Origin of the sequence: Treponema bryantii NK4A124, from assembly GCF_000421345.1 — a bacterium.
Classification (GTDB): Bacteria; Spirochaetota; Spirochaetia; order Treponematales; family Treponemataceae; genus Treponema_D; species Treponema_D bryantii_B.
This window is the reverse complement of the sequence record NZ_ATWV01000001.1, coordinates 1-11,703: the sequence shown is the minus strand read 5'-3', so window position 1 is coordinate 11,703 and position 11,703 is coordinate 1. Positions and strand designations below refer to the sequence as shown.

The following is an 11,703-nucleotide window of genomic DNA, read 5'->3' as shown; positions in this document are numbered from 1 at the left end:
AATCCTTTCTAGATTGTCGGGGCAAGCCCGACAATGACAATAATTATTACTGTATAATAATTAATACAGTATGATATTTTACACATGTATATTATTTTATACCAAAGTACTGACAGAGGATTTTATACGCTTCTGTAATATCATCTATAGTTTTTTGTCTACTATTTTCTACATCTTGAGAAGTGTGTATAGTATTTTGCGTATCCGGATGGTTTTCTTTCAGCAGTTTGTGATACTGCTTTTTAATATCTTTTGCTGTAAAAGGGTACGCTATATCTAGTGTACCAAGCGCTTTTTGTATATGAGACGGAAATTGCATATTATATGTATATTTATGCAATTTTATTACTTCCCCGGTTGCAAAAGCGGTTTTTGAGTTTTTTTTAGCTGATTTCTTGTTATTTTCGGTAGATTTTTGAGTATTTTTAATAAAATCAGAAGAGGAATCGGTAGTTTCGACAGGCTCAACCACCGATTCCTCTTCTGATTCGTGTTTATTATCTTGTGGAATTTTGCCTGATTCTAACGCTTCATTGAGCATTTCGCCCAGCTTGTCGTACATATCAGGCATAATTACTCCGATTGCGGGTGGTTTCGATACGGCCTTTGGCCTACTCAACCACCGTAATTCATTAGATCTCTGTTCCAGAAGAAATTACTGCACCCTTGCGGATTACGATAATTCCATCTGCACTGTAGAAGCTGCCGTGATCGCCGTCTTCGTATTTCTTTCCGCTTACGCCGATTTTACAGTTATCACCGATTCTTGCATTTTTATCGATGATTGTGTTGGCAATCTTGCAGTTTTTACCGATTCCTGTGCATGGTTTTCCGGCCTTCTTGTTAGCTTCTTTTTCTTCTTCTGTGTCGTAATAGTCTGCACCCATCATAATTACGCCGTCAAATTCGGTTCCTTCGTTGATGATTGAGCGTACACCGACAACAGATTTGTTGAATTTTGCATCTGTAATGATACAGCCTTCAGAAATAAGCGATGCGTTGATATCAGCCTTGTTGATTTTTGATGGTGGCAGGTTGCGCATGTGGGTATAAATTGGCTGAGTTTCACCAAAGAAGTCAAAGGTTGGGTAAGGCTCACAAAGGGCAATGTTTGCATCATAGAAGCTGCGGATAGTTCCGATGTCTTCCCAGTAGCCGTCGAATACATAAGAGCTGATTTTCTTCTTGCCGATTGCAAGTGGAAGGATTTCCTTACCAAAATCAGTATATTTTTCGTTTTCGCCGCCGAGCATTTCTTCCATTGTGTCGGCATTGAAGATGTAAATACCCATAGAAGCAAGGTATTCCTTTTCCGGAGGAAGGCTTCCGCGTGCTTCCTTAGGAATCTTCCAGTCGTCAATGTTCAAATCTGGCTTTGGCTTTTCCATAAAAGCTTTTACATGATTCTGGTCATCAATCTGCATGATACCAAAACCTGAAGCGTCGTGGCGGTTTACGGCAGTTGTAGCGATTGTGATTTCTGCTCCAGACTTGATGTGGGCATCCATAAAGGCACGAAGATCCATCTTGTAAAGCTGGTCGCCGGAAAGAATGATATAGTGAGTTGGTTTCTGAGTCTTAAAGTGAATAAAGTTCTTGCGAACAGCATCTGCAGTACCTTCATACCAGCCTGAATGCTCAAGAGTCTGCTCTGCAGCAAGAATTTCTACGAATCCGCCTGAGAAACGGTCGAAATTGTAGGTATTTGAAATGTGAAGGTGAAGTGACGCAGAGTTGAACTGAGTCAAAAGATAAATCTTTTTATAACCTGAGTTGATACAGTTAGAAATAGGAATATCAACGATTCTGTATTTACCACCGAAAGAAACGGCTGGTTTTGAACGCTCTTTTGTAAGTGGATAAAGACGGGTACCCTTACCACCGCCGAGAATGATTGAAAGAACTCTTGGTTCAGTATTTGCCATAGAAAAACTCCTTTTGATGATGCAAAAAATTTATATTTTAATATTATAATTATAAGTCTGAAACAGCCGTTTTGCAAATTATTTCGGTTTACACAAGGCTTCGGCTGTGGAGTTTCCGGGCACCCGCTTAAATTTTACGGATTGTACTGCAGAACAATAACAGTTAAATCATCCTTAATAATAGTTCCTTCAGTAAATCTGTTGAAGCGGTTGATTACATAATCAAGTTTACTTCTGGCGCTTCCAATTCCGGCATCTTCAAAGGCCTGGGCAATACGCTCTTCTGTAAACTGTTCTCCGTCTTTATTTACAGATTCATTTAGACAGTCTGTATACATTATGATGCTGTCGCCTTTCTGAACGTTGAACTTAAGAGCCTTATATTCCTGTTCAATATCTCCAACTCCTATAAGGCCATTGTTTTTATCTTCGCCTTTTAACTGAATTGGATAACATTTTCCATTCTTTGCAGTTCTTATGAAAACCTTAGGATGTCCGGCGTTTATAAATTCAATCTTATTGTCATTTATACGTAAAAGTGCACCTGTAAGGTAGTTTTCAATATCACCCTTATCTTCAGAAATCTGTCTGTCAATTGCAGACATTACCTTTTGCAAAGGAAGTTTTACTCCTTCCCGGAATTTTCTGTCGATTACGGTTTTCGCAAGCATAGTTACAAGACCGGATGCAATACCGTGGCCGGAAACATCAAAAAGACCGACCCCCTGCAGTTCTTCTCCGTTATGAAAAATATCATATAAATCGCCTGAAACACCTGCTGCAGGCTTAAACTTGTAAACAATATCCCATTTCTTAAAGTTTGGAAGAGATGGATTAAAGAAACTGTTCTGAACATTTACGGCCAGCTTCATGTCGCGGTCTGCTTTAATTTTAGCTGCTGTAAGCTGATTGTTTGTGATTTCAAGCTGATTATTTGCCTCTGAAAGCTTAGAGTTTGATTCAGATAGTTCTTTTGTACGCTCTTCAACCTTAATTTCAAGAGTTCTGTTTAATTCTTCTACCTGGCGGCGTGAGTTAACAAAGCGGTTTGCCAGAATGAAAAGGAGACTTACAATTACAAGCTGCCATCCGATTGAAGTGATATATGGGAAGCTGTAAATCTTAAGAATATTGTGAACAATTATATCAATAAGGAAGGTTCCGAGAAGAGGCGAGAAGCCAAAAAGAAGAGTTATTGCATCCTTCTGCTTTTTGATAAGAGCTCTTACAATCACAAAAATCATGTAAAGCATTGTTGGAATAAGCATCATAAAGGTCCAGCGCATAGCACGCAGAATCTGATAATCCGGGGCAAAAAGAATAATTACAACCGGAATAATCATAAAAGTAAGTCGGATTCCCCTGACAATTTTGTTTTCTTCAAAGCTAACGAAGCTGATTACGAAGGAAGTAACCATAAAAGCAATAAAGAATGGCAGAGAATTAGAGAAAATCTTCTGGAAGGCAAGGAAGGAAATATGACTTCCAAAGTTGAATGGCAATTCTCCGTAGAAGAAAACCGAAAGATATAGGGCAGAAAGCAGGTTTATCATTCCAAACATAAGGTTTTCTTTTTCTGTGCGGTTTTTGAAGTAAAGCATAAGGTGATAAGCGGCAATAACAATCATCAGGAAGGCAAAAACAAGGTTGATTTTGCTGTTCCAGAAGGCTTCGTGTGAGGCTGCCCGTTTGGCTGTGCTTACACTGCCGATAAATGGATTTGAAACGATTGAACCTTCTCCGTCTACAAAGATTTTTACAAGAAGTTCATTATCCTCTGCGTTTAATATTTCCTGAGGAATTGTATAAAATCGTGCTGTGTTCCAGGCACTGAACTCGTGGTCTGGGAACTGTCCTTCACCTCCGATGAAAGCTCCGTTTACATAAGTTTCATCTGCAATTGCAATTCGGCCAAGATAGGCACCAAGATTCTGATTTTTTAGCTGGTCTGGAAGAGCAAATGTCTTTTTGAGCCATATGTAACCGTATTGCCTTGGTAAAAGTGTTTCCAGATTTGCAAGCTTTGAATTATCAAAAGAATTAAAAGACTCGGCTGAAGGAAGGTCTGTATCATTTTTACTTAAAGCATAGGTCCAGCCTTTTGTAAGATCAATTTTTGCTTCTGGATTTTTGCTTTTGCAGGAAGCAAGTGATAAAAGAACAATAAAAAGAATTGAAAAAATAAATTTGTTTTGGTGCATATTTGCCTCTAAAAATAAAGGGGTGATAGAAGTACGATTAATATGATAGAATTACTATCATTAATATAACATACTATAATAATTATGGCAATTTTTTTTCTAAATTATTTTTTTCAAACTCCGATGATTTATTTAGATGTAAATAAATTCTTCGGAGGTTAAAAAATATGATTCGTGGCTGGTATACCGGAGCTTCCGGTATGAATGCGCAGCAGAACAGACTTGATGCAATTGCAAACAATCTTGCAAATGTTGATACGACTGGCTACAAACGCGATGTAGTTGCAAGCAAGTCTTTTCCGGAACTGCTGCTTCGCCGTACAAATCTTGACGGCGTTTATCACACTACAGAAGGTTCTGCTGATGCGGCACCTGTAATCGGTAAGCTTGGTCTTGGTGTTGAAACAAATGAAAACTATATTGATTTCAGCCAGGGCTCTTTCAAAATCACAAATACAAAGACAGACACAGCTCTCAGTGGCGAGGGCTTTTATGTAATAGACACTCCGCTTGGCGAGCGCTATACCCGTAACGGAAACTTCTTTATTGGCAAGGAAGGCATTCTTGAAACTAAGGACGGATATCCTGTTCTTGGAGAAAAGGGCTACATTTACGTTGAAGATGACAAGTTCATGGTAAATGAAGACGGCATTCTTGCCCGCGAAGACAACGGCGAAGAAATTGACCGTTTTAAGGTGGTTCGTTTTGATAATGAGCGCTACCTGAAAAAGATGGGCGAAAGCTTTTACGCAACAAATGACATTGCGGGCCCGGCTCACATTGCAGAAGGTAATGAGCGTCCACGTTTCCTTCAGGGCTACACAGAAACAAGCAATGTAAATGTTGTAAACGAGATGGTTCAGATGATTGAAGTAAACCGCGCTTACGAAGCAAATCAGAAAACAATTCAGTCTGAAGATTCTATGATGAGCACACTCTGGCAGAAAGTGGCTGTGCTTCAGTAGGAGGAGTAAGTAAATGGTAAGGTCTTTATGGACAGCAGCTACCGGAATGAACGGTCAGCAGGCAAATATAGATGCAATTTCGAACAACCTTTCGAATGTAAATACAACCGGCTACAAGCAGCAGCGTGTTGAGTTTGAGGACCTGGTTTATCAGAACCTTAAGCTTGCAGGAACTCCAGCAACAGAAGACACTGTAACACCTGTTGGCATTCAGCAGGGAACCGGTGTTAAGGTTGGAGCTACACAGCGCATTATGAACCAGGGCTCTTTGCAGAACACTGGTGTTGATACAGACGTTGCTATCGTAGGTGAAGGTTTCTTCCGCGTTCAGAAATACGACGGAAGCTATGCTTACACCCGAGACGGTTCTTTTAAGGTTGATTCTGCAGGTCAGTTAGTTACAAATAACGGACTTCGTGTAATCCCTGAAATTATCCTGCCGGAAGGCTATGATGTTTCTACTTTGAACGTTACTCAGACAGGTCTTGTAAGCGTAAAAATCAACGGTGAAAATGATCCTGTTGAAGTTGGTCAGCTTGAGCTTTACAGATTCCCTAATGCTGTAGGTCTTCAGGCAGAAGGCGACAACCTCTTTAAGGTAACAGCCGCAAGTGGTGAAGCAATTGCCGGCCGCCCGGGCTATGAAGGCTTTGGTGATGTTCGCCACAAGTTCCTCGAAATGTCGAACGTTTCGGTTGTGAACGAAATGGTTCAGATGATTGTTGCGCAGAGAGCGTATGAGTTTAACTCAAAGGCAATTCAGACTTCGGACACAATGCTGAGTACTGCGGTAAACTTGAAGCGATAGAATAGATTCCCGGGTCAAGCCCGGGAATGACAAAAATTGTAAGTGTCATTGTCGGGCTTGACCCGACAATCTAGCAGGTGGGAAAAATGAACGTTGGATTAATATCAAATACATATAGCGGAATTACTGGTGGTCAGGGAGCATTGCAGTCTGCACGTACAAACGCAGATAAGGCAAAGTTTGCAGAACTCCTCGAGCGATTTCAGTCTCAGAATGAAGGCCGCGGAACAATTTCTTCAGACCAGATTGCAGAAAGCGGCCGTCTCAACGGTGAATATACAACTGGCTTTGCCGGTACTTTCACAACAGATGCAGACAAGGCTGCCCGTCCGACTGGTGCCGCCGCAAATCAGGCAAACATCCACGTTCAGCCAAAAACAATTGACAAAACTTCTGAGCTCTATCAGAAATCTATGGAGCTGGAAAATTATTTTGTAAAGCAGATGCTCTCAGAAATGAGAAAAACAGTTCATCGCAGTGGAGATACAGACTTCGCACGTCAGACTTACGAAGATATGCTTTATGATGAGTATTCAACTGCAATGACAAAAAATGCAGGCTTCGGCCTCGCAGACCAGATTTATTTGAGTCTGGTATAACTCGGAAAATAACAGAGCCTCTCTGATATTTGTTTACATCTATTCCCCTGGCGTCGTTGGCGTTCAGGGGATTTCTTTTTTTAGTTTCCAACTCTTACCATCTGAAGGTAAGCCTGCTTTGCAATATCAGGTTTTACTTTTTTATCCGGAATAAACTTGTCCGGCTTTCCAGTATCTTCATCAACAGGGAATTTTGAATAATATGCAATACCGCCGTTTGTCCATACATAGAAAGGCTTTTTATCATTGTTCATACCAAGGTAACCGTAACTTGTGCACATTTCCCACTTTCCGGCAACACCCTGATAATTGGCGGCGTATTCTTCTGCTTCGGCAGAATTTTCAAAAGTGATTTCAGAAGGATCAACAAGAATCCAGACCTGTTTTGCATATCTTTTAACAGTGAACTTCTTTTTTGTATCATATTTTGAAGGTTCTTCAGCACTAGCATTCTGATTTGCATTTGCACTAAGGAAGGCTGCGGCAAGTCTTGCATAATCAGCCTGTTCAGAATTGCTTGTATAGTTATCAATATCATCCTGACTGAAATTTGAAGAAGCATCTGTGAATACTGCAGTAAGTTCAGTCATATGATTTTTTATAACAGCCTGATCCTCTTCTGCTACCTTGCTGCGGATTTCTGCCATTGGATCTCTTCCAAGTTTCTTTAAAAGTAAGGCTGTCTGCGGATCACTTGCAAAAGTTGAATCATAATATTCAACTGCATATCCGTAACAGATAACTTTAACTTTTTCAAAAGAATTCTTGCCAGAAATTCCCTGTTTGTTTAAGATTTTTGATGCCTGCGAATCTGCGGCTTCTGCCTGCATTACGCTGTTGGGATCCTGCATATCAATTCCAAGCTTATCCATTTCTACATAAATACTTTCGTAATTTTTGCAGAATGCATCAACATCTTTGTCTGTTAATCCTGTTGCTTTTGCTTCCTGTGCAAAAAGAGAAAATGTCAGACCTAATAAAGTAATTAAAACTAAAAGTTTTTTCATTTGGCTCTCCTAAAAAAATTGATTATAAAAGTATAACACAGAATATTTATGGGGGAAAGAAATATAAAATATTATTATTTGATAATATAATCTTTTTCTTCTATACTTTAATAATCTTAAAGAAGAGGAGATAAAAAATGAAATCCCTAAAAAAGTTTATTGCATTGCCATTTGTATTTGCAATAAGTTTCACTCTTTTTGCAGCTGCACCAAAGGTAGACTATGCAGCACTAAGTGAAAAGTTTACTCCAGAAAATTCTGTTGTAATGATATTCTTTCAGCAAAATGATTTTGACATGTATCAGATGAATCCTGAATACGCTCAGAATGTAATCAGCTTAAAACAGTCTGAAGGATGTACTACTCCAATGGAGCCTGGTTCAAATTATCTTATTTTTGTAAAAGATGTGGCAGGCAATACAAACTGGCTTGGAACACCAAGTATTGTGAGTTCATTACCACTTCCATATTTAAATTACAGTAAAAGCACTTTTTACAGCGGAAGCCGTATAACAGTTCCTACAAAGCCGGGACTTTATCTTCAGTTCTTTGCAATTGAAAATGATGAAAAATCTCAAAATGCAACTTTAGAAGATTATAAAAAGAGTAAGATTGCTCGAAACTTTATTCTTTCCCGTCTTAAGAAAACGGCAAAGCTTTATGCGGGAACTGCCTGGGAACCTCTTATTAATGAACATGTTGAGGAGTGGTCAAAATGAAAAACAGAATAATCATATTTACAATTATATTATTTGCAGCAAACCTTGCATTTGCAAAACCAAAGTTTATTGAAGAACCTAAAAAGAACGAAGTAACACTTGTAGGTCGTATTACTTTTAAAACTGATATGGATAGAGATTGGCTTATGGGTGCCGTAGGTCTTTCTGAAGATCTTCGTAATTATCAGGATATTTATGTAATGCCTTTTGCATCAGCATATTCAAAGGTTGTTGAAGAAGGTGAAAGTGTATGGCTAAAAGGTAATGATAAGGCTAAAGATATCTTAAAATTTGAAGAACAGGCCTGGGGCGTAAACGGTGGTTATTTCTTCGTAAAATATGAACTTGGAAAAGAAAGAACTGTTTATTTGAATTCTGCTACCGTATTTATTGGTGCTTCTTATCTGCTGCCGGTTCTTCTTCCATTAAATTTAAAAATCACTGTTCCTGAAGATGAAAAATTCCTTTATATTGGAGATTATACTTTTAATGCAAAGGGCTTTGCCTTTGAACTTACAGCTTCTGTAACTGATGAATTTGAAGCAGCTCAGTTAGCCTTAAATAGTGTAACAAAAAAGGAATATCAGCTTAGTCGCGCTAATCCGGAAAGATTATCTGCAAAAGAAATTGAAAAAGTTCAGTTTGCATATGAGTCACCGACAACTGATTTTAAGAAATGGTATAAATTATTTAAAGATCTTCCAACAATCGATGAGGTTGAATAAATTTAATAGTAAAAAAAGGAAGCTGATAATGAAGAAACTGTTTGTAGCCGTTCTGGCTTTTTGTTGGGCTGCTCTTTTAAGTGCCCAGGTTAAAAATTATGTGTGCGTAGTGCGCGAACAATACTATCCTTCTCATATAGAATTTCTAGAAGAATTGCGAGATTCACTTAAAAAACGCGGTTATTCTACTTACTCTGAATATGTAGACAGCTATCTTAAAGGAGGCTTTGGTTCAGGTTTTCTTTATGTTGATAAGGATGGAAAAAACTATATCGTTACAAACAGACATGTTGTCAGTCAGGCTGCTTCTGCATCTGTAGAGTTTGAAAATGCAGATGGCAGCCTTACTAAGTACGAAGGACTTAAAGTACTTATAACAGATGATGATATTGACCTAGCAGTTCTTTCTTTTGAGGGAGATGCAAAGCCTTTTAAAAATGGTCTTTCCCTTTATGCCGGCACTCTAACTGATGGTCAGGATGTTGTTTCTGCAGGCTTCCCGGGACTCGGTGGGGACCCTGTATGGCAGTTTGGAAAGGGAAGTATTACAAATGCCAGTGCACGTATAAAGGATATGATAGATCCTTCAATTTCTACAGTAATTCAGCATTCAGCTCAGGTTGATGCAGGAAACTCTGGTGGGCCTTTGCTTATAGAGTCAAAGGCGGCAAATGGCGGTTATGCTGTAGCCGGTATCAATACCTGGAAGGCTGTAGGCCGTGAATCTACTAATTTTGCAATTCCTGCTGCATTAATTACAAGGCTCATTGACAATTCAAACAAAGCTCTTGATGATAACGAATTAAAAGCAGAAAGAGAGGCAAAACTAAAGGCCGCATTAAGTGATTCTTCAAATGATTATACTTCAATCGTAAAATTTGTTTCTTATAGTTATGCTTCAGAAGAGGGAGAGGATTATTTTGATGATATTCTTCGCCATGCTCCAACAAAGGTTCGTGACCGTGTATTAACAGAGTTTGCATATAATCCTATTGAAGGCTTGAGATATGCAGTTGCCTATAATCTTTTTAACGATTTTTCTGGAGAAGATTCAACAGATGAAAATCTTTCAAAAATAATCTGGCAGAAAGAGCATGGCCTTTATAGAATTGCTTCTACTTCAGATTCAAAAAAAGATAAAAACAAAAGTAAATCAAAATCATCTTCAAAGTCAAAAAAGAATTCTTCCAAAGGAATTCCCGAAATCAGCTGGGAAGGTTTTGAAAGTCCTTATTTACTTGCTGTAGGTGCCGGCGCAATTATTCCATTAGAGGCTGAGGTTGATGGAAAGCCAATTGATTCAAAGGCTGGATTTAATCTTGCTTTATCAGTTTTCCCGGGTGCTTTGGGAATGTTTGGTGCTCAAGTAGAATATCAGCGTATATCTTTTGGAAATGTAGACGCTAATGCATTTGGTGTTGGCGGAGTTATAAAGCTTCCATTAAATTTTAATATGTTCTGTATTTCTCCAAAAGCAGGTGCCGGCATTAAACTTGGTTTTGATGAGCCAAAGGTGAGACAGTTTTATTGGGAAGCAGGGGTTGAAGCAGTATTTGATTTTGGAATCAATTATTTGCGCCCGGGAATTGAAATTGCCTACAGAACTACAAGTAATACATTCACTTATTTCGATGCTTATTCTTATGAACCGGACTTTACAGTAAAAAGCTCTAACCTTCTGGTAAGACTTGTGGCAGGAATATCATTTGATTAAAATTGTATAAAAGGCTTCGATGTGCTAAAATCATTTTACGATGAAAAATGATTTTAGCCCTTTGTCTCAAAATTTTCGCGGTGAAAAAATACAGTTAAATCAAATTATAAAATATCCTCTTCTTTTTCAAATCATAATTGGCCTAGTTTGTGCCCTGCTGAACCTTGCCCTGTGCAGCATTCAGGATTATTATCCGATTCCACTTTTTATGGATACAGTCTTTACGGTAACTGCTTCTTTGTTTGGAGCTGTCAGCGGCCTTATTGCGGCTTTTTTATTTCATCTTTTTTCAATGTTTGTACATTCAAATCCGCCGTCAGATTTAACCTGGTCAATCTGTAGTCTTACAGTAGTTTTAGTTATTTGTCTTTATCTTAGAAAAAGAAATATAAAGCAGACTAAATTAGATTTCTTTGATGTTCTTCTGCTTCTGATAATCATAGCAATCATAATAAGCATAGAAGGGGCTATTATTTTTACAATTTTGCGAGCCTTAGTTGAATACCGTGAAACTGCCCAGGTGAGAACTTTTTACCTTTATCTTTTGCGTTTTGATATTCCGGTTTTTCTTTCGGCTTTTATTCCCCGTATTCCTGTAAATCTTCTAGATAAGGGAATCTGTGTAACGCTTGGGCTTTTTATTTATAAAGGGCTTTGTAAAATCAAGTGGCTTCAGACTCTTGAAAGCCACCCACAGTTGAAGTGCACCCCAAAAGTTAGACATAAAGTTTAATTTTGGAGGTGCATTTTTTATGTCCAAATACACAGAAGCTTTTAAGATGTCAGTTATAAAAAAACATCTTGAAGAAGAAATACCTGTAAGGCAATTATCAAGAGATTTAGAAATTAATATCAGTTTGATAAAATTATGGGTAAAGAAATACAACACGAACGGATTCATTAATAAAAAATCAAAAACTACAGTTTTTAGTTCAGAATTCAAGCTAAAAGTATTAAACTATCAACAAGAATATAGTCTATCTGACAGAGAGACAGCAATAAAATTTGGAATAGCTGAACATGGAACTGTAGGTGCCTGG

12 protein-coding genes are annotated in these 11,703 nt (G+C 38.3%); 8 read left to right on the top strand and 4 right to left on the bottom strand.

Annotation, left to right across the window (positions count from 1 at the left end; genetic code table 11):
- Positions 1-91: 91 nt before the first annotated feature.
- From G626_RS14830 to G626_RS0100050, 3 genes are all read right to left on the bottom strand, one after another.
- A complete protein-coding gene (locus G626_RS14830) occupies positions 92-571 on the bottom strand; it encodes a J domain-containing protein (RefSeq protein WP_022930744.1) in 480 nt (159 codons plus the stop codon).
- A 61-nt stretch (positions 572-632) separates the two neighbouring features.
- A complete protein-coding gene (locus G626_RS0100055) occupies positions 633-1,925 on the bottom strand; it encodes a glucose-1-phosphate adenylyltransferase (RefSeq protein WP_022930743.1) in 1,293 nt (430 codons plus the stop codon).
- Positions 1,926-2,059: 134 nt separating this feature from the next.
- The gene (locus G626_RS0100050) at positions 2,060-4,126 is read right to left on the bottom strand and encodes a PP2C family protein-serine/threonine phosphatase (RefSeq protein ID WP_022930742.1); all 2,067 of its coding nucleotides are present in this window, start codon (positions 4,124-4,126) and stop codon (positions 2,060-2,062) included.
- 167 nt (positions 4,127-4,293) lie between these two features.
- Here G626_RS0100050 and flgF point away from each other — a divergent pair, with 167 nt between their 5' ends.
- From flgF to G626_RS0100035, 3 genes are all read left to right on the top strand, one after another.
- Positions 4,294-5,091 carry a flagellar basal-body rod protein FlgF gene (gene flgF, locus G626_RS0100045; protein WP_022930741.1) on the top strand — a complete coding sequence of 266 codons (798 nt, stop codon included), beginning with the start codon at positions 4,294-4,296 and terminating at the stop codon, positions 5,089-5,091.
- 13 nt (positions 5,092-5,104) lie between these two features.
- Entirely contained in the window at positions 5,105-5,899 is a 795-nt protein-coding gene (gene flgG, locus G626_RS0100040) for a flagellar basal-body rod protein FlgG (protein ID WP_022930740.1), read from the top strand.
- A gap of 86 nt (positions 5,900-5,985) precedes the next feature.
- Positions 5,986-6,498: a rod-binding protein gene (locus tag G626_RS0100035; RefSeq protein ID WP_022930739.1), complete on the top strand. Its 513-nt coding sequence runs from the start codon at positions 5,986-5,988 to the stop codon at positions 6,496-6,498.
- Between the two features lie 80 nt (positions 6,499-6,578).
- On the opposite strand, the gene G626_RS0100030 is transcribed toward G626_RS0100035, so the two are convergent.
- Positions 6,579-7,505, bottom strand: a complete 927-nt coding sequence (locus G626_RS0100030; protein WP_022930738.1) for a hypothetical protein — start codon at positions 7,503-7,505, stop codon at positions 6,579-6,581.
- Positions 7,506-7,642: 137 nt separating this feature from the next.
- Here G626_RS0100030 and G626_RS0100025 point away from each other — a divergent pair, with 137 nt between their 5' ends.
- From G626_RS0100025 to G626_RS0100005, 5 genes are all read left to right on the top strand, one after another.
- On the top strand, positions 7,643-8,224 hold the full coding sequence (locus G626_RS0100025) for a hypothetical protein (protein ID WP_022930737.1): 582 nt from the start codon (positions 7,643-7,645) through the stop codon (positions 8,222-8,224).
- A complete protein-coding gene (locus tag G626_RS0100020; RefSeq protein ID WP_022930736.1) occupies positions 8,221-8,949 on the top strand; it encodes a hypothetical protein in 729 nt (242 codons plus the stop codon). The genes G626_RS0100025 and G626_RS0100020 overlap by 4 nt, the downstream gene beginning before the upstream one ends.
- Positions 8,950-8,977: 28 nt before the next feature.
- Positions 8,978-10,663: a S1C family serine protease gene (locus tag G626_RS0100015; protein ID WP_022930735.1), complete on the top strand. Its 1,686-nt coding sequence runs from the start codon at positions 8,978-8,980 to the stop codon at positions 10,661-10,663.
- 40 nt (positions 10,664-10,703) lie between these two features.
- Positions 10,704-11,396 (top strand): ECF transporter S component, encoded by a 693-nt coding sequence (locus G626_RS0100010; RefSeq protein WP_022930734.1) that lies wholly within the window; start codon positions 10,704-10,706, stop codon positions 11,394-11,396.
- A gap of 19 nt (positions 11,397-11,415) precedes the next feature.
- A partial coding sequence (locus G626_RS0100005; RefSeq protein ID WP_022930733.1) for a transposase occupies positions 11,416-11,703 on the top strand: 288 nt, incomplete at its 3' end.